This is a genomic window from Streptomyces sp. NPDC031274 (assembly GCF_055570235.1).
Map to the genome: position 1 here is coordinate 63,492 of NZ_JBVIHP010000025.1, position 25,418 is coordinate 88,909.

General features: G+C 70.6%; 22 protein-coding genes and 1 pseudogene. 4 read left to right on the forward strand and 19 right to left on the reverse strand.

The window, feature by feature from the left end; all coding sequences use genetic code 11:
* The 4 genes and pseudogenes from ACZ5CR_RS32980 to ACZ5CR_RS32995 form a co-directional block, all read right to left on the reverse strand.
* Positions 1–372 (reverse strand): annotated as a pseudogene (locus tag ACZ5CR_RS32980) (hypothetical protein); the annotation flags it as partial.
* Entirely contained in the window at positions 369–1,877 is a 1,509-nt protein-coding gene (locus ACZ5CR_RS32985) for a tripartite tricarboxylate transporter permease (RefSeq protein ID WP_468864278.1), read from the reverse strand. The gene ACZ5CR_RS32985 and the pseudogene ACZ5CR_RS32980, both read right to left, overlap by 4 nt.
* A 1-nt stretch (position 1,878) precedes the next feature.
* A complete protein-coding gene (locus ACZ5CR_RS32990) occupies positions 1,879–2,424 on the reverse strand; it encodes a tripartite tricarboxylate transporter TctB family protein (RefSeq protein WP_468864279.1) in 546 nt (181 codons plus the stop codon).
* The gene (locus tag ACZ5CR_RS32995) at positions 2,421–3,404 is read right to left on the reverse strand and encodes a Bug family tripartite tricarboxylate transporter substrate binding protein (protein WP_468864431.1); all 984 of its coding nucleotides are present in this window, start codon (positions 3,402–3,404) and stop codon (positions 2,421–2,423) included. Before ACZ5CR_RS32995 ends, ACZ5CR_RS32990 begins: the two co-directional genes overlap by 4 nt.
* Before the next feature lie 205 nt (positions 3,405–3,609).
* Here ACZ5CR_RS32995 and ACZ5CR_RS33000 point away from each other — a divergent pair, with 205 nt between their 5' ends.
* The gene (locus ACZ5CR_RS33000) at positions 3,610–4,296 is read left to right on the forward strand and encodes a response regulator (RefSeq protein WP_468864280.1); all 687 of its coding nucleotides are present in this window, start codon (positions 3,610–3,612) and stop codon (positions 4,294–4,296) included.
* A gap of 77 nt (positions 4,297–4,373) precedes the next feature.
* Here the strand turns inward: ACZ5CR_RS33000 and ACZ5CR_RS33005 are convergent, their stop codons facing one another.
* Both ACZ5CR_RS33005 and ACZ5CR_RS33010 read right to left on the reverse strand, forming a co-directional pair.
* Entirely contained in the window at positions 4,374–4,655 is a 282-nt protein-coding gene (locus ACZ5CR_RS33005; protein ID WP_468864283.1) for a hypothetical protein, read from the reverse strand.
* 100 nt (positions 4,656–4,755) lie between these two features.
* Complete coding sequence (locus ACZ5CR_RS33010) at positions 4,756–5,244, reverse strand: hypothetical protein (protein WP_468864285.1); 489 nt, start codon at positions 5,242–5,244, stop codon at positions 4,756–4,758.
* A gap of 396 nt (positions 5,245–5,640) precedes the next feature.
* On the opposite strand from ACZ5CR_RS33010, the gene ACZ5CR_RS33015 reads away from it, so the two are divergent.
* Positions 5,641–6,636, forward strand: coding sequence for a lytic polysaccharide monooxygenase auxiliary activity family 9 protein (locus tag ACZ5CR_RS33015; RefSeq protein ID WP_468864287.1), 996 nt, complete (start codon positions 5,641–5,643; stop codon positions 6,634–6,636).
* 122 nt (positions 6,637–6,758) lie between these two features.
* On the opposite strand, the gene ACZ5CR_RS33020 is transcribed toward ACZ5CR_RS33015, so the two are convergent.
* The 5 genes from ACZ5CR_RS33020 to ACZ5CR_RS33040 form a co-directional block, all read right to left on the reverse strand.
* Positions 6,759–7,628 (reverse strand): esterase/lipase family protein, encoded by an 870-nt coding sequence (locus ACZ5CR_RS33020; RefSeq protein ID WP_468864290.1) that lies wholly within the window; start codon positions 7,626–7,628, stop codon positions 6,759–6,761.
* Positions 7,629–7,829: 201 nt separating this feature from the next.
* Positions 7,830–8,516, reverse strand: a complete 687-nt coding sequence (locus ACZ5CR_RS33025; protein WP_468864292.1) for a response regulator — start codon at positions 8,514–8,516, stop codon at positions 7,830–7,832.
* Complete coding sequence (locus tag ACZ5CR_RS33030) at positions 8,513–9,838, reverse strand: sensor histidine kinase (protein WP_468864294.1); 1,326 nt, start codon at positions 9,836–9,838, stop codon at positions 8,513–8,515. The genes ACZ5CR_RS33025 and ACZ5CR_RS33030 overlap by 4 nt, the downstream gene beginning before the upstream one ends.
* A gap of 221 nt (positions 9,839–10,059) precedes the next feature.
* Complete coding sequence (locus ACZ5CR_RS33035) at positions 10,060–11,034, reverse strand: DNA polymerase Y family protein (RefSeq protein WP_468864297.1); 975 nt, start codon at positions 11,032–11,034, stop codon at positions 10,060–10,062.
* Positions 11,031–14,489, reverse strand: a complete 3,459-nt coding sequence (locus ACZ5CR_RS33040; protein WP_468864299.1) for a DNA polymerase III subunit alpha — start codon at positions 14,487–14,489, stop codon at positions 11,031–11,033. Before ACZ5CR_RS33040 ends, ACZ5CR_RS33035 begins: the two co-directional genes overlap by 4 nt.
* A gap of 175 nt (positions 14,490–14,664) precedes the next feature.
* Here ACZ5CR_RS33040 and ACZ5CR_RS33045 point away from each other — a divergent pair, with 175 nt between their 5' ends.
* The gene (locus tag ACZ5CR_RS33045) at positions 14,665–15,711 is read left to right on the forward strand and encodes a DUF3533 domain-containing protein (RefSeq protein ID WP_468864300.1); all 1,047 of its coding nucleotides are present in this window, start codon (positions 14,665–14,667) and stop codon (positions 15,709–15,711) included.
* Positions 15,712–15,760: 49 nt separating this feature from the next.
* Positions 15,761–16,948 (forward strand): AAA family ATPase, encoded by a 1,188-nt coding sequence (locus tag ACZ5CR_RS33050; protein ID WP_468864302.1) that lies wholly within the window; start codon positions 15,761–15,763, stop codon positions 16,946–16,948.
* Positions 16,949–17,115: 167 nt separating this feature from the next.
* Here ACZ5CR_RS33050 and ACZ5CR_RS33055 read toward each other — a convergent pair whose 3' ends face one another.
* The 8 genes from ACZ5CR_RS33055 to ACZ5CR_RS33090 all read right to left on the reverse strand — a co-directional run bounded on the left by ACZ5CR_RS33055 (position 17,116) and on the right by ACZ5CR_RS33090 (position 25,249).
* Positions 17,116–18,201, reverse strand: coding sequence for a S1 family peptidase (locus ACZ5CR_RS33055; protein ID WP_468864303.1), 1,086 nt, complete (start codon positions 18,199–18,201; stop codon positions 17,116–17,118).
* 275 nt (positions 18,202–18,476) lie between these two features.
* The gene (locus tag ACZ5CR_RS33060) at positions 18,477–19,505 is read right to left on the reverse strand and encodes a slipin family protein (protein WP_468864305.1); all 1,029 of its coding nucleotides are present in this window, start codon (positions 19,503–19,505) and stop codon (positions 18,477–18,479) included.
* Positions 19,506–19,681: 176 nt separating this feature from the next.
* On the reverse strand, positions 19,682–20,581 hold the full coding sequence (locus ACZ5CR_RS33065) for a S1 family peptidase (protein WP_468864307.1): 900 nt from the start codon (positions 20,579–20,581) through the stop codon (positions 19,682–19,684).
* A 270-nt stretch (positions 20,582–20,851) separates the two neighbouring features.
* A complete protein-coding gene (locus ACZ5CR_RS33070) occupies positions 20,852–21,670 on the reverse strand; it encodes a DUF1684 domain-containing protein (protein WP_468864309.1) in 819 nt (272 codons plus the stop codon).
* 72 nt (positions 21,671–21,742) lie between these two features.
* Positions 21,743–22,717 (reverse strand): ABC transporter substrate-binding protein, encoded by a 975-nt coding sequence (locus ACZ5CR_RS33075; RefSeq protein ID WP_468864310.1) that lies wholly within the window; start codon positions 22,715–22,717, stop codon positions 21,743–21,745.
* Between the two features lie 44 nt (positions 22,718–22,761).
* Positions 22,762–23,523, reverse strand: coding sequence for an amino acid ABC transporter ATP-binding protein (locus tag ACZ5CR_RS33080; RefSeq protein ID WP_468864312.1), 762 nt, complete (start codon positions 23,521–23,523; stop codon positions 22,762–22,764).
* Positions 23,520–24,395, reverse strand: a complete 876-nt coding sequence (locus ACZ5CR_RS33085; protein WP_468864314.1) for an amino acid ABC transporter permease — start codon at positions 24,393–24,395, stop codon at positions 23,520–23,522. The genes ACZ5CR_RS33080 and ACZ5CR_RS33085 overlap by 4 nt, the downstream gene beginning before the upstream one ends.
* The gene (locus tag ACZ5CR_RS33090) at positions 24,392–25,249 is read right to left on the reverse strand and encodes an amino acid ABC transporter permease (protein ID WP_468864317.1); all 858 of its coding nucleotides are present in this window, start codon (positions 25,247–25,249) and stop codon (positions 24,392–24,394) included. The genes ACZ5CR_RS33085 and ACZ5CR_RS33090 overlap by 4 nt, the downstream gene beginning before the upstream one ends.
* Positions 25,250–25,418: the final 169 nt, after the last annotated feature.

Below are 25,418 nucleotides of genomic sequence, written 5' to 3' on the forward strand. Positions count from 1 at the left end.
CACACCTTTTGGCAGGCCCCACCCCCCCCCCCCCCCCCCCCCCCCCCCCCCCCCCCCCCCCCCCCCCAACCCCCCCCCCCCCCGCCCCCCCCCCCCCCCCCCCCCCGCCTCGGGGTGGACCGCGACGCTGTCCAGGAACAGGTGGTCCTCGTGCGGGACGAGGACCAGGACGCCCACCACCGGGTCGCCGGTGACATACACCCGCCCCGCCGCCACGTCCGCCGCGTGGTCCGCCTCCATGGGGACGGGCACGACACCGATGCGCTCGATGTAGGGGTGGTACGCCGCGTCCGTCACCGCCTTCACGGCGGGGACGTCGGCGGCGGTGGCGGGCCGGATGGCTGCGGCGGCGTGGCGGCTGTCGTCGGTCATGCCTTTACGTCTACGTCACTGCTCCTGCCCCGCACCAGCAGTTTCTTCACGAGCGGCCAGAGCACGATCAGCGCGATGATCACGTACACCGTGATCGAGAAGGGCGTGTCGAACAGGCCGCTGACGCTGCCGTCACTGATCTGCAGGGCGCGGCGCAGCTGTTGCTCGGCGTTCGGGCCGAGGATGACGCCGATGACGGCCGGCAGGACGGGCAGTCCGTAGCGGCGCATGCCGAAGCCGATCAGGCCGATGATCAGCAGGATCACCAGGTCGAGGGCCTCGCCGCCCACCGCGTACGCGCCCACCGCCGCGAAGAAGAGAATTCCCGCGTAGAGGTAGGGCCTGGGGATGCGCAGCAGCTTCGCCCAGATGGGGGCGAGGGGCAGGTTCAGGGCCAGGAGCAGGACCATGCCCACGAAGAGGGACGCGATCAGGCCCCACACCAGGTCCGGTTCGCGCTCGAAGAGGAGCGGCCCGGGCTGGATCCCGTACTGCTGGAAGGCGGCGAGCATCACTGCCGCGACGGCCGTCGTGGGCAGGCCGAGTGTCAGCATGGAGACCAGGGTGCCCGCGGCCGACGCCGATGACGCGGACTCGGGGCCCGCCACTCCCTCGATCGCGCCCTTGCCCCACTCGTCCTTGTGCTTGGACAGGCGCTTCTCGGTGACGTACGAGAGGAAGGTGGGAATCTCCGCGCCGCCCGCGGGGATCGCGCCGAACGGGAAGCCGATGAGCGGGCCGCGCAGCCAGGACTTCCAGGTGCGCTTCACGTCTGCCTTGCCCAGCCAGGGGCGGCCGACCGGGATCGCCTCGCCGCTCGTGCGCCGCAGATGGGCCGCGACCCACAGGGCCTCGCCGATGGCGAAGAGGCCCACCGCGACGATCACCACGTCGATGCCGTCGGCGAGTTGGAGCGAGCCGAAGGTCAGGCGCTGCTGTCCGGTCATCTGGTCGAGGCCGACCAGGCCGATGGTGAGACCGATGAGGAGCGAGGCGATTCCTCGTACCCGCGAGGAGCCGAGGACGGACGTCACGGCGATGAACGCGAGCACCATGATGGCGAAGTAGTCGGGCGCCCCGATGTCGACCGCGAGCTTCGCGACCGTCGGCGCGAGCGCCACCAGGAGGGTCGTGCCGATGATGCCGCCCGCGAAGTGGCCGATGGCCGCGGCGGCGAGCGCCTGTGCGCCGCGCCCCGCCTTGGCCATCGGGTTGCCTTCCATCGCCGCCACCACCGCGGCGCTCTCCCCCGGGGTGTTCAGGAGGATCGAGGTCGTCGAGCCGCCGAACATCGCCCCGTAGTAGATGCCCGCGAACATGATGAACGCGCCGGTCGGCTCCAGGCCGTACGTGACGGGGAGCAGGAGTGCCACCGCCATCGCGGGGCCGATGCCGGGCAGAACGCCGATCGCGGTGCCCAGGAGCACGCCGACGGCGGCCCAGAGCAGGTTCATGGGCGTGAGGGCCGTACCGAAGCCGTCCATCAGGGAGTTGAAGGCGTTCATGTCACAGCACTCCCATCAGTGGTCCGCCGGGCAGCGGCACCCCGAGCAGGTTGTTGAAGACGACGTACGTGAGGAGGGAGAGCCCTGCCGCGATGAGCGGATCGCGGTCCAGGTGACGGCTGCCGAGCGCGTACGCGGCGCCCCAGAAGAGCAGGGCGCCCGCGATGGGGAAGCCGAGCGGTTCGATGAGGACGGCGGCGCCGAGGAAGACGCCGGCGAGGAGCAGCACGGTGCGCCAGTCGGCGGGTTCCGACAGGTCGATGTCCTCGCCGCCCTCTGCCTCGCCGCGGCCGCCGCGCAGGACGTCGATCGCGAGGATCACGGCGACGACCAGGAGCCCGACGCCCACGACGATCGGGACCGTCTTGGGGCCGATAGGGCCGCGCTGGGCGATCTCGACGTCCATGGTGAGCGCGTCGGTGAGGACGAGCGCACCGAGGGCCAGCAGCATGACGCACACGCCGAGTTCGGAATGCTCGCGCAGCCAGGCACGGCGGCCGCCGCCGCGCTCATCGGGCGGGGTTTCGGTGGTGGTCGTCGTCGTCACAGTCCCAGCTCCTTCAGCACGGACACCACGCTCTTGTCCTGTTCGGCCAGGAAGTCACCGAACTTGTCGCCGGTGAGGAAGGCGTCGTCCCAGCCGTTGGTCTTGAGGGACTTGCGCCACTGTGGAGAGTCGTGGAGCTTCTTGACCAGGCCGGTGAGCTTCTTGCGTTCGGCGTCGGAGAGGCCGGGCGGGGCGACGATGCCGCGCCAGTTGGTGAAGTCCACGTCGTAGCCGGACTCCTTGAGGGTCGGCCCGTCCAGGCCCTTGGCCCGCTTGGGTCCGGTGGTCGCGAGGAGGCGCAGCTCGCCCGACTTGATCTGGTCCAGGTACTCGCCGACGCCCGAGACGCCGAAGGCGACCTTCTTGCCGAGGATCGAGGCGAGGAGTTCACCGCCGCCGTCGAAGGGAACGTAATTGACCTTCTTCGGGTCGATCCCCGCGGCGCGCGCCATCAGCATGGGGGCGAGGTGGTCGGGGCCGCCGGGGGAAGAGCCGCCGCCGACCGGGAGCTTGCCCGGGTTCTTCTTCCAGGCGGTGACCAGCTGCTTGATGTTCTTGTACGGCGAGTCCTTGGAGACCACGACGACGTCCGGCTCCTCGGTGAGGCGGGCGATCGGGGTGGTGTCGGCGAGGGTCTTGGGCGAGTCGTTGGAGCGTGCGGCACCCACGACGCCGAGGCCCATGGACATGGCGAGCTTGCCGTTGCCGTGCTCGCCGACGAGGCGGCTGAGGCCGACGGTGCCGCCGGCGCCGGGCAGGTTGAACACCTCGATGTTGTGGGTGAGTCCGGCGTCCTCGGCGTTCTTCGCCGCGGTCCGGGCGGTGATGTCGTAGCCGCCGCCCGGCGTGTTGGGGACCATGAGGCGCAGGCCGGGGATCTGTGTGCCGGTCTCGGCGCCGCTGCCCGTGGAGAGCAGCGGCGGCCCGGCGAGCACGAGCAGCGCGGCCCCGAGCAGGGCAAGGGGTGTGCGCAGACGCACGGGTGCCACCACCTGTCGGTACGTAGTTCGGTACGAGGGAGTTGATGCGGCCGGGTTCCCCGTGGGGGTGGGAACCCGGCCGCGGTCCGCGGGGACGGGGATATCTGTGAGGTGGCCCACATGTTGCCTGGACGTTAAGAAGCTGTCTCTCTTCCGGAATCAACGGACGTTGTGGTCGTTGTGGTCGGGCCCATAGCCTGCGGCGATGACAAGGGTGCTGGTCGTGGACGACGACTTCATGGTCGCCAAACTGCACAGCCGCTATGTGTCCGCGGTGGACGGATTCTCGGTGGTGGGAGTGGCGCACAGCGGTACGGAGGCACTGGCGGCGGTGGAGCGGCTGCGCCCCGATCTCGTACTCCTTGACATCTATCTGCCCGATATGGACGGCATCGCGGTGCTACGGGAGTTGCGGGCCGTGGAGGAGCGCGACCGGGACCGCCAGCCGCTGGACGCGCTGTTCATCACGGCGGCGCGGGACGCGGAGATCGTGCGGGCGGCGCTGCGGGCCGGTGCGCTGCACTATCTGATCAAGCCGTTCAACCAGGCCGCGCTGCGGGAGCAGTTGCTGCACGTGGCCGCGCTGCGGGCCCGCCTTGACGGCCTCGACGAAGCACGCCAGGAGGACATAGACCAGCTCTTCGGCCCCCGCCCACCCGGCTCCCGCGAACTCCCGAAGGGCCTGGCGGCCCACACCGCCGACCTAGTCGAGCAGACACTGCGCAGACATCCGGGCGGCCTCTCCGCCTCGGAGTGCGCACAGGAGGGGGCACTCTCCCGGGTCAGCGCCCGCCGCTATCTGGAGTTCTTCGCGGACACGGGGCGGGTGGAGGTGACGCTTCGGTACGGGGGGACGGGGCGGCCGGAGCGGCGGTATCGGTGGGTGCGGTGAGCCGTTTTGGTGGGCGGAGTCAGGCGTGAACCGTCCCGGTGGGCGGAATCAGGCGTGAGCCGCCCGGGCGTGCGCGGTCAGGGGCGGGTCGCGCCGGGACGGTAGCCGGGGAAGCAGATCAGACAGGCGCCCAGCTTGGCCCTCGCCTCGGCGAGCGGCTTCCTTCGGGGAGTGTGAATCTCCTTGCCCTGGCGACCAGCCTGCCGCTGCCCGTCGAGCAGCCCCGCACAGCGCGTCGTGCGATGGAAGACCTGTCCACCTGCGGTGACGAAGACGTGGGACGGCAACCCCTCGGGGACCGGAGCGCATTCCGTGCACTGCTCCACCAGCATTTCGTGAACGCATCTCTTGTCCGCCATGCGCTCATGCTTCCGTCGGGCACCTCACGCCACAAGAATGGATCACGCCTTTCGCGCCGCCGCCTGATGCCCTCGTGCGTCCGGGGGTGACATCCGAGTATCAGCCGCGGCGCCCAGCCCCCTCAGGCCATACGACATCAACCGCGAGACCCGTCTCGCGTGCTGCGAGCACCGTGTCGGCCGTGCCCCCGCCCTTGCCCGACGGCGGAGCACCGTCCCACACGGCGACCAGCCGATCGCCGCGCCTCAGCAGTTCCGAGTTCGCTGCCTCGTACGCCGAGCGGTTCGCAGTCTCGTGCGGCATCACGACGACCTCGGAGGCCGCCGCGACGAGTCGGTCGAAGGTCTCGGCGTGCTCGGGCTTCACCTTCGCCTGCCGGTAGTCGTGCGAAGGCAGCACGACCACGAGACGCCCGCCGGCCGCGAGGAGTTCCTCGGCAAAGATCGAATCGGAGCCGGCCGCGATGCACGACACTCCGACGAGCTCACCCTCCGCGTGCCGCACGAACACCTCGCGCAGCGCCGTGCGTACAAGCTCGACGCTCTCGTCGGTCAAGTCCATGTGCCCGGTTACGGCGTACGTGGCCACGCCCGCTCTCCCCAATTCGTCAGCTCGCCAACAGGGCGCGAATCCTATCCCGCGCCTCTCGCAGACCCGTGGCTCGCGTCGCGCCGCACCGTGTACGGGGGTGACCTGTGCCGGATCTCAACGGACTCCCACGGACTGGTACGTAGCTCACGTACTGGTCATAGAGGTGCTTCCGGGACCCAGCCTCAGCCCCCGGTTAGCCCTCCCTTAACCGCACCATAAAGATCGCCATCACCCCCTCCCAGCAGGCGATTTCGACGATTTCAGCGGCTAGTTTTCTCGTCGCCGGGCCGGTTACGAACCGTCGGCGCCGCACGCAATCGGGGGGCGGCACCGGCCGTTCGCAACCGTCTCGGGTCCCCCGCCCCCCAGAACCGCCGCTGAGGAGAACCACTCATGACCGCACGTCGCAAGGTCGCCGCGATCGCCGCCGCCGGTATCGCCCCGCTCGCCCTGACCGCCCTTTCGGCCGCCCCCGCCGCCGCGCACGGTTCGATGACGGACCCGGTCAGCCGGGTCTCCGCGTGCTTCCAGGAGGGCCCGGAGTCCCCGACGTCGGCTGCCTGCAAGGCGGCTGTCGCGGCCAGTGGTGCGCAGGCCTTCTACGACTGGAACGGCGTGAACATCGCCAACGCCGCGGGCAAGTCGAAGGAGATCATCCCCGACGGGAAGCTGTGCAGCGCGGGCAACGACAAGTACAAGGGGCTCGACCTGCCGCGCGCCGACTGGCCGTCCAGCAAGATGTCCGGCGGCAACCACACCTTCCACTACAAGGGCACCGCCCCGCACAAGGGCTCCTTCGAGCTGTACATCACGAAGGACTCGTACGACCCGACCAAGCCCCTGAAGTGGTCGGACCTGGAGGAGAAGCCCTTCGTCGACGTCGCCGACCCGAAGATGGAGAACGGCGACTACGTCTTCGACGGCAAGGTCCCCGCCAAGTCGGGCCGCCACCTGATCTACTCGGTCTGGCAGCGCTCGGACTCCCCCGAGGCCTTCTACACCTGCTCCGACGTCGTCTTCGGCAAGGACAGCGGCGGCGGCACGGCGGCAGCACCGGCCCCGGCCGCCTCCGCCCCCTCCGAGAAGGACATCGCCGCGGGCGCGGACAAGTCCACCGTCGAGCACCACGGCCACGGCGACAGCGACGCCAAGACGGGCGCCGAGGCCTCCGAGGCGGCCCCGGCCGCGGGTGACGACACCGCCGCCAACCAGCCCGAGGTGAACAGCGGCGACCAGAAGCCCGTCGCGGCGGCCAACGAGAACCTCGCCGAGACCGGCGGCGACAGCACCACCCCGTACATCGCGATCGGCGGCGCCGCCGCGCTCGCCATCGGCGCAGCGGCCATGTTCGGCACGGCCCGCCGCCGGACGGCGCGCCACGGCCGCTGAACCGGCTGAGCAGCGTTCACCGAGCCGCCGCCGAGCCCGGTCGACCGGGTTCTGCGGCGTGAGGGCCGCCCTCTCCTCGTACGTCACGGGGAGACGGCGGCCCTCTGTCCGTGCGGAGCGGTTCAGGAGAAGCACGTGCTCGGCGTCGCGTGCGCCGGGTCGAGCGCGTTCGCGACCTCGTGGTGCGCGACGCGGTCGAGGATCCCTATCGCCACGTGCTCGGAGAGGTCCGCGGCGCACAGATCCTGGACGGTGACGTTGCGTACGCCGGGGCCGTTCAGGAATTGCGTGCGGTACGGGGTGACCACCTCGTCGTACTTGGTGGCGATGACGGTGTAGCGCACGCCCGGGACGGTGTCGCCGCCTTCGTTGAGCTTGGTCAGGAACGGCGATCCCGCCACCTGGTCGGCGAGGCCCGGGGTCTTGGTGGTGAGCAGGTCCTCGATGCCCGGGAAGTAGGGCAGCAGCTTGGTGAAGCCGAGCAGGGTGGTGCCGTGGTTGTCGGGCGCGAGGCCGACCAGGGCGTTCACCTTCTGCGCGCCGCCGAGGAACTTCAGGTAGTAGCGGGGCATCATGCCGCCCTGCGAGTGGCCCACGAGGTCCGCCTTCGCCGCCCCCGTGGAGGCCAGTACCTTGTCGACGAAGCCGTCGAGCTGCTCGGCGGACTTGTCGATCGGGCCGAGCCCGTTGAAGAACGGCACGCCGGGCAGCTGGCCGTAGTCGAGGGAGAAGACGCAGTAGCCGCGCCTCACCAAGTAGGGCGCGAGGACGAGCCAGTTGTCGACGGAGTTGCCGAAGGTGCCGTGGACGAGGACCACGGGGCGCGGGTGGGCGGCGGACGGCTTGCAGCCGTAGTCGTTCCAGCCGCTCGACGAGGCAGCGGGGGCGGAGGGGGCGGCTGACGCGGTGGCGGTGGGGGCGGTCAGGGTGAGCGCGCCCGTCATGAGAAGGGCTGCGGTGAACGCTCTGAGCGCTCGTCTCCAGGGCAGCATCGGGTGATCTCCTTGCGGCTCAAGGGAGTTGCGATGGGTGAGCCCTGTGATCCGGATCACGAGGATGCCGTGCACACGACAAATTACGGGCGAGTAGTAAAAGTGTGAAGTTACGCGTCGGTAAAACTTCCAGCAGGTACTGGCACGGTCGTCGCCTCGAAGCGCCTGTCGCGACGCCGCGGAGATCCATCGGAGGGGGCCCTAGCGCGGGGGCGCCACGAGCCCCACCTCGTACGCGATGATGACCAGTTGGACCCGGTCCCGGGAGTCGAGCTTGGTGAAGAGCCGCGCCACATGTGCCTTCACCGTGGCCACGGTGATGAAGAGTTCGGCCGCGATCTCCGCGTTGGACAGGCCGCGCCCCACCAGCGTGAGCACCTCGCACTCCCGGTCGGTGATGCCCTCGACCGTCCGCCGGGCCCGCGGCGCCGGATCGGGGCGCGCGGCGAACTCCTCTATCAGGCGCCGGGTGACGCTCGGCGCGATCAGGCCGTCCCCCGCGGCCACCACGTGGATCGCCGCGAGGATGTCCTCGAGTGCCATGTCCTTGACGAGGAATCCGCTCGCGCCCGCGCGCAGCGCACCGTAGACGTAATCGTCGTCGTCGAAGGTGGTGAGGACCAGGACGCGCGTCGCCTCTGCCTCTGCCGTGATCAGACGGGTGGCCTCGATGCCGTCCATGCCGGGCATGCGGATGTCCATCACCACGACGTCGGGGCGTACGTCATGGGCCAGCCGGACCGCCTCCGCGCCCGTCCCGGCCTCCCCCACGACCTCGATGTCAGGGGTGTCGGCCATCAGGACGCGCAGGCCCGCGCGGACGAGGGGCTGGTCGTCGGCGAGTACGACGCTGACGGTGGGGCCGACGCGAACGGCGGGGCCGGTCATCGGGCCTCCACCGGCGGCAGGGGCAGCAGGGCCGTCACCCGGAAGCCGCCCTCAGGACGCGGTCCCGCGGTGAACCTGCCGCGCAGCAGGGCGACTCGCTCGCGCATGCCGACCAGGCCGAACCCGGTGCCCGCGGACAGGCGGCCGCCGCGGCCGTCGTCCTCTATCCGGAGGGACAGCTCGCCGTCCCGCTGCTCGACGGTCACCCGGCAGGTGTCCGTTCCCGCGTGCCGTACGACATTGGTGAGGGCCTCCTGGAGGATGCGGAACGCGGCCAGGTCGATGTCGGGGGGCAGGGGTGCGCGCTCCCCCAGTCGGCGGACCTCCGCGCGGACTCCGGCGTCCCGCGCCGACGCGGCGAGACGGTCGATGTCGGCGAGCCCCGGGGCCGGTTCGCGGGGTGCCGCGGTGGGCGTGTCACGGGCGACGTCCGGCGCGTCGTCGGCGGTCCCCGGCTCCGACTCCGGCCTGCGCAGCGCGACCAGCGTGCGGCGCAGCCCCGCGAGGGTCTCCCTGCTGGTGGCCTCGATGATGGTGAGCGCGTTGCGGGCCTCCGCGGGCTGGGTGTCGATGACCCGGCTGCCCACGCCCGCCTGGATGGCGATGACGCCGATGCTGTGGGCAATCATGTCGTGCAACTCCCTTGCGATGCGCAGCCGTTCGGCGGTGACGGCGCGGGCTGTGGCCTGGGCGCGCAGTGCGTCCGCGTGCGTGCGGCGCTCACGGGACGAACTTCCCGCCATCCAGGCGGCGATGAGCGCGACGGCGATGAACGCCACGGTCTCGCCGTTGTTGCCGGCCCAGCCCGAGGTCCCGCAGCCGTTCGCCTCGTATGTGGCGGGTCGGCAGCCGCCGTCGGGCGGGAAGGCGAAGAGGGTGACGGCCTGGGTGGTGAACGCCATGAGGGCGGCGGCGATCGAGGTGCGGCGCGGGCGGGTGGCGGCGAGGTAGCCGACGGCGCAGACCCCGGCGAGCGTCTGGAGATAGCTGACCTCGATCTTGCGCATCTCCATCGTGGCCGTCACCGCGCCCAGGAGCAGGAAGGCAAGGGCCGGCAGCGGCCTGCGCCTGATGAGGGACGCGACCACGGCCGTCAGCGCGATCGACGCGATGACCATCAGGATGTCGAAGCCGTGCTGCCCGTAGTCGAAGGTCACGTACGTGACGAACGGGAAGATGACGGCCCCGCTCCAGGCCAGGCCCGTGCGCACCGACGGCCACAGGCGCCCGGGCACGCGTCGGCTCCGCCCCTCCTTGGCCTGCTCGGCCCCCTCGGCCTCTTCGGCCTCTTCGCCCGTGCGCTGACCTGGGTCGATGTCCATGCGCCGATCGTATGTGCCCTTCCCCCGCAGAGGTATTGGCCCGCGGTCGTACTCCCACGGGCTACCGGAGCCGCCCCAGGTGTGGCCGACCACCCGATGCCCGCCGGACGAAGCGGTCGTGTCCGTGCACCGCCGCGCCCCCCTAGCCACACATGTAGCCACACATGCAGCCATGCCTGTAGCCACATCTGTGGGCCACATCTGTAGCCACGAAGACCCGGTCACGCCGCCAGCGTTCCCGGCACGATCGCGCCGGGGCCGAACTTCGCCCGCGCCCGGTCGGCCACCGCCTCGATCCGCCGCGCCCTGTCGTCCACCGGGTCGAACATCAGCTGGTGGGCGGCCTGTTCGGCAGGCCCGAGCCCTTCGGCGCGCAGCGAGATGCCGCGCACTCGGGCCCGCTGGAGGCCGAGCGCCTCGTACATCCCGTACGCGGTCGTGGTCAGCGCGCCGGAGTGCGCGGTCGGTTCGGGCAGCGTACGGGTGCGGGTCGTCGTGGAGCGGTCCGCGTACCGCACGGTGAGGGTCAGGGAGCGGCACACCTGATCCTCGTCGCGCATCCGCGCACCGAGTTCATCGGTGAGTGAGAGCAGTGCCCTGCGGTGTCGCGTGGGGTCCAACTCGTCTCGGGGGAAGGGACGTTCGGAGGCGAGGGAGCGGGCGGCGGCGTTCGGCACGACACGCGTGCGGTCGACGCCGTGCGCCTTCTCGTGCAGCTCGCGTCCCGCGCGGGCCCCCACGAGGCGTTGCAGCGTGGACAGCGGCGCGGCGGCCACCTTGCCGACGGAGTCGAGCCCGTACCCGCAGAGGGTGCGGGCGGTGGCGCGGCCGACCCCGGGCAGTTCGGCGACCGGCTTCGGCCCGAGGAAATCCGCGATGGCGCCGGGCTCCGGACCCACGGCCCGGGTCACCCCGGGCGCGGCTCCCCGCACGGCCATCCGCGCCAGCATCGGCCCGGGCCCGGCGCCGATCACGCAGTCCACCCCGTGGAGGGCGAGCGCCCGCACCCGGATCACCGAGGCGAGCTCGACGGCGTCGCGCCCGAAGTAGCGCATCGCTCCCCGCACGTCGACAAGCGCGGCGTCGGGCGGCAGCGCCTCGACGACGGGGCTGAACTCGCCGAGCAGCAGGAGCAGCCGGGGTACGGCGGCCTCGTACATGGGTGGCAGGAGAAAACGCACGCAAAGGGTACTCATCCCGCGCTCCCTGGACTCTGGTGCCACAACTTCCGTCCTGTCGCCGCCCGTTCGCCGGGTGGCCGGAGGTCGGCCCAGGGGTGCATCTCGTACCCCGTGGACATCCGGATACGTCGGCCGTCGTCCACTGGTGCCTCATCGGACCCGGGCGCCCCTTCCGGGCCTGGCTCGGCAAGGCGCGCCCCCACCGCATCGAGCCCGCCCTCCTGCCGCAGCTCCACCAGTTCCGCCAGATTCCACGCCGCCGCGCCGACCACGCTGAGGCTGCGCGGCCCGCGCCTCTGCACCACTCCGCGGACCAGGAGCAGCCAGGAGTGGAAGACGGTGTGCGCGCACCGTTCGTGGGCGTCGTCGAAGAAGGCCAGGTCGACCAGGCCCGTACCGTCGTCCAGGGTGGTGAAGATGACCCGCTTCCCGGAGCGGATCGGCGGGGTCTGGGTGGCCGCCTTGGCGCCCGCGACAAGGACGGTCACCCCGTGTTCGGCCTCCCGCAGACGGCGGGCCGTCAGCACGCCGAGCTCCCGGAGGAACTCCGCGTGGTCGCCCATGAGATGGCGCGACGAGTCCATGCCCAGGACGCCGAGTTCGGCGCTGAGCCGTTCCGCGTCGTCCAGGTCGGGCAGCCCCGCGGATGCCGTCTTCCGCCCGCCGGACAAGGGGAGTTGAGCCCCGGACGAGCCCCCCGAACCCCGCGAGCCCCGCCGGAGCTCCGTCAGGTGCAGCTGCAGATCGCGGCGGTTGGCGCCGAACGCGTCGAGCGCGCCGACCTGCGCGAGCCGCTGCGCGACCGGCTTTCCGGGCCTGGCCCGCTCCCAGAAGTCGAGGAGCGAGGCGTAGGGCTGCCCGTCCGCGATCCGCGCGGCCTCGGCCTCGCTGATGCCGTGGACATCGGAGAGCGCGAGGCGCAGGCCCCACACATCCCGGGACCCAGGGTTATCAGACACCAGTTCGATACGGTGAGCGACCGCGGACCGGTTCACGTCCAGCGGAAGAATCGGCACCCCCCGCCGCCGCGCGTCCGCGAGCAGCAGCCGCTTCGGGTACATGCCGGGGTCGTGCGTGAGCAACCCCGCGTAGAAGGCGGCCGGGTGATGGGCCTTCAGCCACGCCGACTGGTAGGTGGGCACGGCGAAGGCCACCGCGTGCGCCTTGCAGAAGCCGTACGAACCGAAGGCCTCGATGATCTCCCAGGTCCGGCCGATCGTCTCGGCGTCGTACCCCTTCGCCGCCGCCTGCTGCGCGAACCAGAACCGGATCCGTCCCTGCGACTCGGGGTCGGAGAGCCCGCGGCGCACCCGGTCCGCCTCGTCGCGCCCGCAGCCGGTCATGATGTTCACGATGTCGATGATCTGCTCGTGGAAGACGACGACGCCGTACGTCTCCTTGAGCGGGCCCGCAAGGTCCGGGTGCGGATAGCGGATGGGCGCGCGGCCGTGCCGGGCCTCGATGAAGGGCCGCACCATGTCGGCGGCGACCGGCCCCGGCCGGAAGAGCGAGATGTCGACGACCAGGTCGTGGAAGGTCGCGGGCTGAAGGCGGCCGACCAGATCACGCTGGCCCGGCGACTCGATCTGGAAGCAGCCGAGCGTCTCGGCGGACTTGATGAGCCGATACGTCGCCGGGTCACCCGGCGGCACCGCGTCCACGTCCACCCGCTCCCCCGTGGCCCGCTCGACCTCCCCCACCGCGTGCGCCATCGCCGACTGCATCCGCACGCCGAGCACGTCGAGCTTGAGCAGCCCGAGGTCCTCCACGTCCTCCTTGTCGAACTGGGACATGGGCAGGCCCTCGCCGCTGGTGGGCACGACGGGCGTACGCGCGAGCAGTGAGGCATCGGAGAGGAGCACTCCGCACGGATGCATGGCGACCCCGCGCGGCAGCGCGTCCAGGGCCTCGACCAGGTCCCACAGCCGTCCGTGCTTCTCCGTTTCCCCTGCCACCGCCCGCAGTTCGGGCAGCTCCTCCATCGCCGAGCGGGCGTCCCGCGCGCGGATGTGCGGGAAGGACTTGGCGATCTTGTCGATCTCGGCCGGGTCCATGGAGAGGGCGGCGCCCACATCGCGGATGGCGTGGCGGACCCGGTAGGTCTCGGGCATGGCGACGGTCGCGACCCGCTCGGTGCCGAAGCGGCCGATGATCGCGCGGTAGACCTCGAGGCGGCGGGCCGACTCCACGTCGATGTCGATGTCCGGCAGGACGGCCCGCCGCGTGGACAGGAACCGCTCCATGAGCAGGCCGTGCTCGACGGGGTCGGCGTGCGCGATGCCGATGAGGTGGTTGACCAGGGACCCGGCACCGGAGCCGCGCGCCGCGACGCGGATACCCAAGTCGCGTACGTCGTCGACCACTTGGGCCACGGTGAGGAAGTAGGAGGCGAAGCCGTGGTACGCGATGATGTCCAGCTCGTGGTGCATCCGCTCCCAGTACGCGCGCCGCGTGCGGCGTCTGTCGTATCCCCGAAGGACCATCCCCGCCGCCGCCCGCGAGGCGAGCACGCGCTGCGCGCTGCGGCATCCCGCACCGACGAGATGCGGTTCGGGGAAGCGCACGGAGCCGATGCCGATGTCGTCCTCGGGGTCGACGAGGCACTCGGCGGCGACCGACCGGGTCTGCTCGACGAGGCGGTGGGCGGTGTCGCGGCGGAAACCGGCCGCCTCCACGATCCGCTCGGCGTTGCCCAGCATGGCGTCGGCGCCCTTCAACCACCGCTCTCCGCTGTCGAGTTCCTTGGTCGGGTCGACGGGGACGAGGCGGCGCGCGGCGTCGAGTACGTCGGCGACCGGGCCGAGCCCCGCGTCGGCGTAGCGGACGGCGTTGCTCAGGACGGGGCGGACGCCCTGCTCGGCGGCGAAGCCGACGGTGCGGGCGGCGAGGCGGAGCGAACCGGGTCCGGTGCCTTCGCGGCCGTGCCACACGGACTCAAGGCGCAGCGCGTCCCCGTAGCGCTCGCGCCAGGGGGCCAGGAGGCGGGCGGCCCGGTCGGGGCGTCCGGCGGCCAGAGCGCGCCCCACGTCGGACGCGGGGCCGAGCAGCACGGTCATGCCGTCGCCGTGGTTCTCCTCCCACGGAAGCACGGGCTGCCCTTCGCCGCTCCGGTGCGCGGCGGTGATCAGGCCGCACAGCGCGGCCCAGCCCGTGGCGCCGTCGCGGGCGAGGAAGGTCACGCGCGGGGTCGACTCGTCGATGAAGGCGCCTCCGCGCACCGGGGTCCGCCGCCGCGCACCGCGCGCCGCGACCGGCTCCCCCACCGCGAGCTCGGCCCCGAACAGTGGCCGGACCCCCGCCTTCGCGCAGGCCTTGGCGAACCGGACGGTTCCCGCGAGGGTGTCCCGGTCGGTGAGCGCGAGGGCGTCCATGCCCCGCTCGGCGGCGCGCTCGGCGAGAAGCTCCGGATGCGAGGCCCCGTACCGCGGGGAGAACCCGGAGACGGTGTGCAGATGCGTGAACCCGAGCACACGCACCTCCTGAAACCCTGAATCGATCCGTTCTCACATCCCCCGCCTCCACCATAGACCAAGTTTCGAACGTACGTACGACACCGACGTACGGCACCCGGTCCGACCCGCGTCTGCTTCGCCCATTCGGCCCCGCCCACCTGCGGGAACGGCAGGAGCCACGGAGCGTGGGGGCATGAGTTTCACCGATGATGTGAAGAGCGCCGTCACCCCGCGAGCAGCCCTGCTGGTCATCGGCGTACTGGCCCTGCAACTGCTGTTCATCGCCTCCTACGTAGGGGCCCTGCACGACCCGAAGCCGAAAGACGTGCCCTTCGGAGTCGTCGCTCCGGGTCCCGCGGCGAAGGAGACCTCGGACAAGCTCGGAAAGCTCCCCGGCGGCCCGCTCGACCCACGTGTGGTCAAGGACGAGGCCGCGGCCCGGCATCAGATCATGAACCGCGACATCGACGGCGCCCTGATCGTCGACCCCCGGGGTACCACCGACACCCTTCTGGTCGGCTCGGGCGGCGGCACCGTCCTCGCCACCGCGCTGGAGAAGATCGCCACTCAGGTCGACGGCGCCGAGAAGCGCACGGTCAAGGCCGTGGACGTGGCCCCGGCGTCCGCCAAGGACTTCGACGGGCTCTCGTCCTTCTACCTGGTCGTCGGCTGGTGCGTCGGCGGCTACCTGTGCGCCTCGATCCTGGCGATCAGCGCGGGATCCCGGGCCGCCAACGGCGGGCGCGCGCTGATCAGGACCGGCGTCATGGCGCTCTACTCGATCGCGGGCGGCCTCGGCGGCGCGATCATCATCGGGCCGATCCTCGGTGCCCTGCCCGGCAGCATCATGGGGCTGTGGGGCCTGGGTTCCCTCGTCGTCTTCGGGGTCGGCATGATCACGCTCGCCCTCCAGTCGCTCACCGGCATCGTGGGCATCGGCCTCGCCGTCCTGCTCGTCGTGATCGCGGGCAACCCGAGCGCGGGCGGCGCCTTCCCGCTGCCGATGCTGCCGCCGTTCTGGAAGGAGATCGGCCCCTGGCTGCCGCCGGGCGCGGGCACCTGGGTGGCGCGCTCGATCGCGTACTTCAAGGGCAACGCGATCACCGGACCGATGCTGGTGCTCGCCGCCTGGGCGGTCGTGGGCACCGCCGTCACCCTGGTCATGTCCTCGCTGCGCGGGGACCGGCAGCCGGGCCAGAAGCCCTCGATGCAGGAGGACACCGGCGCCCACCGCGGGTGACGGCCCGCTCTGCGCGGCCGTTGTCAGACCCGGGTGCGAGGCTGGAGCGGTGATCACCACCCTGGCGGTCGAGAACTACCGCTCCCTGCGCAAACTGATCGTCCCCCTGGACCGGCTGAACGTGGTCACGGGCGCGAACGGCACCGGCAAGTCGAGCCTGTACCGCGCGCTGCGACTGCTCGCCGAGTCGGCCCGCGGCGGAGCGATCTCGGCGCTGGCCCACGAAGGCGGCCTGCCGTCCACCCTGTGGGCGGGCCCCGAGAAGCTGGGCCGCGCCGTCCGCGAGGGCCGCCATGCCGTCCAGGGCACGGTCCGCACCGAGCCCGTCAGCCTGCGCCTCGGCTTCGCCGGGGACGAGTTCGGGTACGCGGTCGACTTCGGCCACCCCCAGCCCAGCGGCCCCGCGTCCCTGTTCAACCTCGACCCGGAGATCAAGCGCGAGGCCACCTGGGCGGGCCCGGTGCTCCGCCCGGCCGCGCTCCTCTCCGACCGCTCGGGGCCCGCCGTGCGCACCCGTACCGCCGACGGCGGCTGGCACCGCTCCGTGAACGAGATCCGTCCGTACGACAGCATGCTGAGCCAGCTCGCCGACCCGCAGCTGGCCCCCGACCTGCTCCGCCTGCGCGAGCTGATCAGGTCCTGGCGCTTCTACGACCACGTCCGCACGGACGCCGACGCCCCCGCCCGCGCCGCCCAGATCGGCACCCGCACCCCGGTGCTCAGCGGCGACGGCTCGGACCTGGCGGCCGCCCTCCAGACCATCCGCGAGACCGGCGACCACGCCGCGCTCGACGCGGCGGTGGACGACGCCTTCCCCGGCAGCCGCGTCGACGTCGCCGACCACGGCGGACGGTTCGAGCTGCTGCTGCACCAGCACGGGCTGCTGCGCCCCCTCGGCGCCGCCGAGCTGTCCGACGGCACCCTGCGTTATCTGCTGTGGGCGGCGGCACTCCTGACCCCACGGCCGCCCTCGCTCCTCGTCCTGAACGAGCCGGAGACGAGCCTGCACCCGGACCTCCTGCGCCCCCTCGCCGATCTGATCCTCACCGCGACGAAGGACACCCAGATCGTCCTGGTCACCCACGCGAGGCCGCTGGCGGACGCCATCGAGAAGGGCGCCCCGCGCCACCGCGTCGACGTGAACTCCATAGAGCTGGTCAAGGAGTTCGGCCAGACGACGGTGGCCGGACGGGAGGGCCCGCTGGACGAACCTCTTTGGTACTGGCCCAAGCGCTAGAGCCTCTCGTGTGGATCAGGCCGGGCTCGCGGGGGGGGGCTTTACCGGCAGGCAGGCCGGGCGGGCGGGCGGGCGAACGCAGAAGAGCCGGGCGGACGCAGAAGGGCCGGTCCGCCACGAGCGGACCGGCCCCATCCTGCTGCCCCCCGCCGGGGGGCACTCCTCCCTCAGCCGATCTCCGCACCGACGGCGCTCAGCACCTCGGGAACCGGCTGGAAGAACGTCTCCCCACCGGCGCTGCAGTCACCGCTGCCGCCCGAGGTCAGGCCGAGCGCGGTGTCACCCGCGAAGAGCGCGCCCCCGCTGTCGCCGGGCTCGGCGCAGACGTCGGTCTGGATGAGTCCGTTGACGACATCGCCGTTGCCGTAGTTCACGGTGGCGTCGAGACCCTTGACCGTGCCGTCGTGCACCTGCGTGGTCGAGCCACTGCGCTGCACCTTCTGGCCGACGGTCGCGTCACCCGCCTTGGCGATGGCCTGGGTCGAACCGTCGTAGAGGTCCACCTCGCTGGGGTGCGCGGTGTCGCCGGTGTACTTGACCAGGCCGTAGTCGTTGTCGGGGAAGCTGGAGTCGGCGTTCTCACCGATCACAGGCCCGCCCTGCTTCTCGGACCAGCTCTTGACGGCCTCGGTGCAGTGCCCGGCCGTGATGAAGTACGGAGCGCCGTCCTTGACCACGTTGAAGCCGAGCGAGCAGCGGCTGCCGTCGCCCCAGATGGCGTCGCCGCCCGCGATCAGAGGCTTGAACTCCCCCTTGCTGTGCTGGAGTTCGGCCTTGGAACCGAGCCCCTTCACGACCGAGTCGAGCTTGTCCAACGAGGCGCCCTTGACCGTGCGGTCCGCCGTGACGACGACCTTGTTGGTGGCCGGGTCGACCGCCCACGAGGTGCCGGGGATGGACGCCTTGTCGCTGAGCGTCGAACGGGCGCTCTTCAGCTGGGCGAGGGAGTTCTCGACGATTCTCGCCTTGGCACCCGCCGACTCGACGGCGTCCGCCGCACTCTTGTCGAGGACGTTCACGACGAGGTTCTTGGCCTTGGCGTCGTAGTAGGTACCCGCGGCGTCCGAACCGAGGTCCTTGCCGAGGGTCGAGGCGAGCTTTCCGGCCTTCGCTGCCGAGAGGGTGTCCGGCGTGGGGGTCGGGGCACTCTCACTGGCGTTCGCAGTCTGGAAGGTGATTCCGGCGGCGATCAGTGCGGTGATGCCCGCACCTGCCACGGTGGCACGTCGCTTGGATATGCGTCGGTGCTTCAATTCACGTCCTCCTGTGGGGGGTCGGCCCGTTCGGTGTGGGGACCTGGGGACCGGAAGGCGTACCGGCACGGAGTCGCTCACGCTGGGAAAGCCGCGTCCATGCCAAATGGTGCGGCCCACTATCCCGATGCCGCCTGGTAGCACACAAGGTCTACTTCAGGACGCGCACGTGACCAACACTGTGCGCCCCCTGTGTCTTCACCGGCGCCGGTCTCACCACGTCGGTTCCCGTTGCAAACACCCCGTGCGAGCGGGTGATCGGCAGTGGGTAAGGTCTAGTCCTGTCCGATTCTCGACGCTCCCCGCGCGCCCGGAGCCCCGGCTTCCGAATCCGCCGCACCGAAATCCGGCAGCGCGGGAACGGGCTCGACAGACGCGGGGACGGACTCGGCGGGCGCGGCGGAGGCGGACTCAACAGGCGCGGCGGGAACGGGATCGGCGGGCGCGACGGAGGCGGACTCAACAGGCGCGGCGGGAACGGGCTCGGCGGGCGCGACGGCGGGCTCAACAGGCGCGGCGGCGAGCGGCTGCTGCGTCGGCGGAGCGGGCTGAGCCCGCTCCAGGAAGCGCAACAGCTCGACGGGGAAGGGCAGTACGAGGGTGGAGTTCTTCTCGGCGGCGACCGCCACCACGGTCTGGAGCAACCGCAGTTGGAGCGCGGCCGGCTCGTCCGCCATCTCGTGCGCGGCCTGGGCCAGCTTCTTGGAGGCCTGCAGTTCGGCGTCCGCGTTGATCACGCGCGCCCGCCGCTCACGGTCGGCCTCGGCCTGCCGGGCCATGGACCGTTTCATCGTCTCCGGGAGCGATACGTCCTTGATCTCGACCCGGTCGATCTGCACGCCCCATCCGACGGCAGGAGAGTCGATCATCAACTCCAGGCCCTGGTTGAGCTTCTCGCGGTTGGAGAGCAGATCGTCGAGTTCGCTCTTGCCGATGATCGAGCGCAATGACGTCTGCGCCATCTGCGAGACCGCGAAGCGGTAGTCCTCCACCTGGACGACGGCCTCGGAGGCGTCGACCACCTTGAAGTAGATGACCGCGTCGACGCGCACCGTGACGTTGTCCCGGGTGATGCCGTCCTGCGCGGGGACCGGCATCGTCACGATCTGCATGTTCACCTTGCGGAGCCGGTCGACGAACGGCACGATCATCGTGAACCCGGGCCCCCGCACCCCGCTCTGCAGCCGCCCGAGCCGGAGCACCACACCTCGTTCGTACTGTTTGACGACACGCGCCGCGGCCATCGCGTAGACCACTGCGGCACATCCGACGGCCACTCCCGCCGCCACCAGCTCCTCGACCATGCCGGCCCCCCAGGGTCCGAATTGGGCGTGTTGGGCGTGCACTTCGAAGGTAGCGCCGTACGGCGCGCAAAGGGAGACGGGAGACAGGAGAGAGCCCCCGCCCGGACTTCCGGACGAGGGCTCCCCCGCTGCTGGCTGCAGACTTGCTGACGTACGTGGATCAGTGGGTCAGTTGATCAGTACACGCTCACGCCGTACGCGCTCAGCGCCTCGGTGACCGGCTGGAAGAAGGTCGTCCCGCCCGAGGAGCAGTTGCCGCTGCCGCCCGACGTGAGGCCCAGCGCCTTGGTCCCCGCGTAGAGCGGGCCGCCGCTGTCGCCGGGTTCGGCGCAGACCGTGGTCTGGATCATGCCGTAGACGATGTCACCGTTGCCGTAGTTGACGGTCGCGTTCAGGCCGGTGACCTTGCCGCTGTGGATACCGGTGGTCGAGCCGCGCCGGGTGACCGTCTGGTTCACGGTGGGGTTGCCCGCGCTGGTGATGTCCTGGCTGCCGACCGTGCCGGGAGGGGTGGCCGAACCGGCGGCGTACTTGACGATGCCGTAGTCGTTGGTCGGGAAGCTGGAGCCCGTCGTGGACCCGATCGTCGTGGTGTGTCCGGAGTTGGACCACCAGGTGCCCGCGCCGTCGGTGCAGTGACCGGCGGTGACGAAGTAGTAGGTACTGCCGCTGCGGACGTTGAAGCCGAGCGAGCAGCGCCAGCTGGAGGCGTAGATCGCGTCGCCGCCGGAGACCAGCTTGTTGAACTTGCCCGGAGTGCGCTCGACCTTGAGGGCGTCCGCGTTGCTTCCCGCGGCCTCCCTGAGCTTGGCGATCTCGGCCTTGGAGACGGTGCTGTCGGCGGTGACGACCAGACGGTTCGTCGCCTTGTCGACGCGCCATGCGGTGCCCGCGACATCCGCGCCGAGTACCGCGTCACTCGCGTTGGTGAGTTGCGCCGAGCTGAAGGTGGTGACGTCATTGGCGTTCGCAGCGGGTACGGCGAGCGCGCCGGCGGCCACAAGTCCGGTGGCCACGGCGAGGAGACGGGTGCGTCTCGCTATGCCGCTGCGGGGGGTGGTGCGCTTGTTCCTCACTTGTTGTTCCTCCCGGGGGGAAGTCAGTGGGCCGCGTGGGTTGAGGCCCGTGAGGCGCAGCCAATGAGCAAAAGGCAAGCCGGATTCCGGTTACGCCGTGCTCCTGACAAGCGCTGCTCGGAGTATTCGGGCCGCGGACACCGCGCACAAGAGCGGCTTTCGGCCGTAAGTCATATACATGCCGACCGGCCCCGGCGGTTGTCGTACCTGTCGTACGCCGCCGGGGCTGGGGTCATCGGCTCTGTTTCTGACGAGCCTGTGTCAGACGAGTCAGCTGTCGATGAGGTTCCGCTCCCCCGCGGCGATTTCGGCGTCAAGGGTGTTGCCCGGGGGCGGGAAGGGGCAGATGAAGTGGTCGGCGAAGGCGCACGGCGGAAGCAGTGCGCGGTTGAAGTCGACCGTCGTGCGCCCCTCGGCGTCGGGCGCGGCGGGCCGCAGGAACCTGAACCGGTAGCTGGACACCCCTCCTGTCGCGTCGCCGAACACCGCCCAGAGCGACCCGTCGCCCTCCACCGACACCTGGAGCGTGTGCTCCTTTCCGGCCAGGCTGAAAGTCAGCTCTCCGCCGAGGCCGAGCCCCCGCTCCACTCCGTCCGCGTTGCCGACCTTGACGGTGCGGACCCCATCGACAGTGCTGTCGGCGGCGTACGGCGTGAAGTGCCCCGGCACCGCCCAGCGCGCGTCGTACTCGGTGGCCTCGATGCCCTGGAAGGCGCGGCGCGTGGCGGACTCCGGGTCGAAGTCGCGTACCGCCCAGAGCCCTTCGCGCCGCAGCACGATCAAGCGGCGGCCGCCGTGCCCGACGCGGGCCGCGGCGACCGGGCCGGGGTCGGCGCCGAGACGGGCCTCGCCGTTGAGGAGCTGCCCGTCGAGAGTGAGCCCGTCGTCCACTGCGGCGGTCAGGACGATCTCGTCGCCCGCCTCGGTCCAGCGCCCCGGGATGCCCGGAAGCGATCCGTCCGGGTAGTCCCCGAGCCAGTGCGTGCCGGTGAGGGAGAGCGGGCCGTAGGGCGCCGACACCGTCTCCGTCCGCTGCTCGTGCCAGTGCTTCCAGTCGCGTACCGCGTCCGTCGTTGCGTCCGTCGTCATGTGATCAACCCTTCCATAGGGGCATACGGCCCTCCCTTGACGGCTGTCCGTCTCCCGCCTGCCTACGGTTCCCTACTCCTTGGGCAGACCCTTGGGGTTGACCTCCGACTCCTTGACGGCCTCGTTCGTCAGACCCCATCGCTTGAGAACCTTGGCGTAGCTTCCGTCCTTGATCACGTGGTTGAGCGCGGCGGCGTACGCGTCGACGAGTCCGCTGTCCTTCTTCGTGGTGGCGGCGATCTCGCCCTGAATGCTGGGGCCGCCGCCCGAAAGGGTCCCGATGATCTTCGTCTGTCCCGACGACGCTACGTGGTACGCGGCCGAGGGGTTCGGGCCGAGATACGCGTCGATGCGCCCCGACTGGAGGGCCAGGTAGTAGTCGGAGTCCTTCTGGAAGTACTTGATGTTCACCGGCTTACGCCCGGCCTTCTCGTTCTCCTCGCTCCAGTCGACGAGGATCTTCTCCTGGTTGGTGCCGGAGGAGACCGCGATCGTCCTGCCCGCCACGTCCGCCGGCTTCTTCGCCGTCCACTTCGCGTCCTTGCGCGCCTCGAAGGCGATGTTGTCGTGGCGGTAGGTCGCGAAGTCGTACTTCTCCTTGCGCTCCTCGGTCACCGTGACGTTCGAGAAGACCCCGTCGAACTTCCCGCTGTCCAGGCCGACGAAGAGGTTCTCCCAGGAGACCTGCTCGAACTTCGGCTTCAGGCCGAGCGTGTCGGCGACCAGGCTCGCGATGTCGACCTCGGAGCCGATCCGCGTCTTGTCGTCGGTGGCGAAGAAGCCGAGCGGCGCGACCGAGTCGGCGCTGCCGCCGAGCCGCAGCGTGCCGCGCTCGCGCACCTTCTCGGGCAGGAGTTCCGCGATCTCGTCGGCCTTCTTGCCGCGTACGCGGTTCTGGTCGGGCCCGATGTTGATGTCGCCGACCTTCTTGGTGCCGGGCTCGCCGCCGCCGGTCGCGGCGTCGCTGTCCCCGCCGCAGGCGCTGAGCAGGGGCGCGAGGGCCAGGGCGGCGACGGAGGCGGCGAGGGTGGTACGTCGGGAAAGCATGCGGGAGCTCCTGGAGAATCTCGGGCTGAAGAACCCTGAGCGGGCTAAAGAACCTTGGAAAGAAACGCGCGGGTGCGGTCGTGCCGCGGACGGTCCAGTACGTCGCCGGGGGCGCCCTGCTCGACGATGAGCCCCTCGTCCATGAAGACGACCGTGTCGGCGACCTCACGCGCGAAGCCGATCTCATGGGTGACGACGATCATCGTGGTGCCCTGGCTCGCCAGGTCCTTGATGACGTCGAGGACCTCACCGACCAGTTCGGGGTCGAGCGCCGACGTCGGCTCGTCGAAGAGCAACAGCTTCGGTTCGAGGGCGAGCGCGCGGGCGATGGCGACACGCTGCTGCTGCCCGCCGGAGAGCTGCTTGGGGTAGGCGTCCGCCTTGTCGGCGAGCCCGACCCGGTCGAGAAGAACCCCGGCGTCCAGGGCGGCTTCCTTGCGCGGCCGCTTCAGCGCCGACACGGGCGCCTCGACGATGTTCTCCAGGACGGTCAGATGCGGGAAGAGATTGAAGTTCTGGAAGACGAAGCCGATCTGGGTGCGCTGCTTGAGCACCTCGCGTTCGCGCAGCTCGTACAGCTTGTCGCCGGAGCGCCGGTAGCCGACGAGCGCGCCGTCGACGCTGATCCAGCCCTTGTCCACCTTCTCCAGGTGGTTGATGGCGCGCAGGAGGGTGGACTTGCCGGATCCGGAGGGCCCGAGGATGACGGTGACCTCGCCCTTGCGCACCTCCAGGTCCAGGCCCCGGAGTACCTCCAGAGACCCGAAGGACTTGTGTACGGACCGGAGTTCGACCATCGCGTTCATCGCGATACCCCCTTGGAGAAGTGACGTTCGACGTAGTGCTGGAGGACCGAGAGGGCGCTGGTGAGCAGGACGTACCAGGCGGTGGCGACCATCAGGAGCGGCACGACACGGCCGTTGCGGCCGTAGATGACCTGCACCTGGTAGAAGAGCTCGCCGATCGCCATCACGGAGACGATCGAGGTGCCCTTGAAGAGGGAGATGATCTCGTTGGCCGCGTTGGGCAGGATCGAGCGCATCGCCTGCGGCAGGATGATGCGGCGGATCTGCCGCAGCCGCGGGATGCCGAGCGCCGCCGCGGCCTCCAACTGGCCGCTGTCGACGGACAGTACGCCCGCGCGCACGATCTCGGCGGCGTACGCGGCCTGGTGCAGGGCGAGCCCGAGTACCGCCGCGCTCATCGCCCCGACCAGGCCCATCGTGTCGAAGGAGTAGAAGCCGGGCCCGAACGGGATCCCGAACTGCAACTCCTTGTAGAGATAGGCCAGGTTGAACCAGAACAGCAGCTGCACGATGAGCGGGATCGACCGGAACGCCCAGATGTAGGCGACGGCCACCGCCCGCAGGAAGGGGCTCACCGAGAGCCGCATGAAGGCGATCACGATGCCGAGCGCGAAGCCGAGGGCCGTGCCGTAGAAGGTCAGCTGGAGGGTGACCCAGACCGCCTTGAGGATCACGTCGGCGGTGAAGAACTCGGCGAACACCTCCCACTCCCAGCCGGAGTTGGTGGCGAGGCCGTGCACGAACTGGGCCAGGAGGACGGCCGTCGCGACGACGGCGGCCCAGCGCCAGGGGTGGCGCACGGGGACGACCTTCAGCGCGTCGTGGTCGTCCTTCCTGACGTCGGCGGCCGGCTTGCTCTGCGTCACGCTCATCGGGTGCGCCCCGAACCGCGCGCGTAGTGGCGCTCCACGTAGTACTGGCCGACGCTGAGCAGCGAGGTGATCACGACGTACCAGATGGTGGCGACCAGGAGCAGCGGGATCACCTGGTAGGTGCGGTGGTAGACGAGCTGCACGGAGTACAGCAGGTCCTGCACCGCGATCACGCTGACGATCGACGTGCCCTTGAGCGTGCCGATCAGCATGTTCCCCGCGGGCGGCACGATGGAGCGCATGGCCTGCGGGAGGACGATCCGCCGCCATCTGCGCCACCGGCTGAGCCCGAGCGCCTGCGCGGCCTCGATCTGCCCGCGGTCGACGGAGAGGATGCCGCCGCGCACCACCTCGGCGGCGTACGCGGCCTCGTGCAGGGTGAGTCCGATGACGGCGATGGTGATCGGCCCGAGGAGGTTCACCGTCTTCACGCCGAAGAGGTACGGGTACAGCGCCCCGATGTTGAACCAGAACAGCAGCTGCACCAGGATCGGCATCGACCTGAAGAGCCAGACGTAGCCCCAACTCACCCCGCGCAGAACGGGGTTGGACGAGAGCCGTCCCATGGCGAGGATCGATCCGAGCACGAAGCCGAGCACCATGACGACGGCGGTCAGCCAGAGCGTGAGCCACAGGCCGCGCAGCACGGACGCGGAGGTGAAGTAGTCGCCCACCACGTCCCACTGGAACGCGTCGTTGCGGACGACGGAATTGACGGCGAGCGCGAGGAGCACGAGGACCGCCGCGGCGGCCACCCACTGCCCGGCGCGGCGCTGCGGCACGATGCGCGGGACATCGGGTGGCGGGTCTTGAGGAGGGGCCGGTGCGGCTTTGGCGAGCGTGTCGGAAGACATGGCGAAGGCTCCGTGGTCATCGGAGATCTCCGGCGCACGACGGAACGCTCTGTGGAGCGTTCGGCGGGAGATCACACACGGGTGACGCCTTCACACGGACCGAGCCCCTCAGCACGATCCGCCTTGAGAGTACGGGGCGCTTTCGGCCCGCTGTCAAGAGTGTCCAGGA

Bases quoted from the DNA above. Each gene is read 5' to 3' on its own strand.
- ACZ5CR_RS33045 (WP_468864300.1), top strand. From the start codon at position 14,665: ATGAGTTTCACCGATGATGTGAAGAGCGCCGTCACCCCGCGAGCAGCC.
- ACZ5CR_RS33015 (WP_468864287.1), top strand. From the start codon at position 5,641: ATGACCGCACGTCGCAAGGTCGCCGCGATCGCCGCCGCCGGTATCGCC.
- ACZ5CR_RS33005 (WP_468864283.1), bottom strand. From the start codon at position 4,655: ATGGCGGACAAGAGATGCGTTCACGAAATGCTGGTGGAGCAGTGCACG.
- ACZ5CR_RS33080 (WP_468864312.1), bottom strand. From the start codon at position 23,523: ATGAACGCGATGGTCGAACTCCGGTCCGTACACAAGTCCTTCGGGTCT.
- ACZ5CR_RS33000 (WP_468864280.1), top strand. From the start codon at position 3,610: ATGACAAGGGTGCTGGTCGTGGACGACGACTTCATGGTCGCCAAACTG.
- ACZ5CR_RS32985 (WP_468864278.1), bottom strand. From the start codon at position 1,877: ATGAACGCCTTCAACTCCCTGATGGACGGCTTCGGTACGGCCCTCACG.
- ACZ5CR_RS33070 (WP_468864309.1), bottom strand. From the start codon at position 21,670: ATGACGACGGACGCAACGACGGACGCGGTACGCGACTGGAAGCACTGG.
- ACZ5CR_RS33090 (WP_468864317.1), bottom strand. From the start codon at position 25,249: ATGTCTTCCGACACGCTCGCCAAAGCCGCACCGGCCCCTCCTCAAGAC.
- ACZ5CR_RS33030 (WP_468864294.1), bottom strand. From the start codon at position 9,838: ATGGACATCGACCCAGGTCAGCGCACGGGCGAAGAGGCCGAAGAGGCC.
- ACZ5CR_RS33085 (WP_468864314.1), bottom strand. From the start codon at position 24,395: ATGAGCGTGACGCAGAGCAAGCCGGCCGCCGACGTCAGGAAGGACGAC.
- ACZ5CR_RS33060 (WP_468864305.1), bottom strand. From the start codon at position 19,505: ATGGTCGAGGAGCTGGTGGCGGCGGGAGTGGCCGTCGGATGTGCCGCA.
- ACZ5CR_RS33020 (WP_468864290.1), bottom strand. From the start codon at position 7,628: ATGCTGCCCTGGAGACGAGCGCTCAGAGCGTTCACCGCAGCCCTTCTC.
- ACZ5CR_RS33035 (WP_468864297.1), bottom strand. From the start codon at position 11,034: ATGAGTACCCTTTGCGTGCGTTTTCTCCTGCCACCCATGTACGAGGCC.
- ACZ5CR_RS33025 (WP_468864292.1), bottom strand. From the start codon at position 8,516: ATGACCGGCCCCGCCGTTCGCGTCGGCCCCACCGTCAGCGTCGTACTC.
- ACZ5CR_RS33075 (WP_468864310.1), bottom strand. From the start codon at position 22,717: ATGCTTTCCCGACGTACCACCCTCGCCGCCTCCGTCGCCGCCCTGGCC.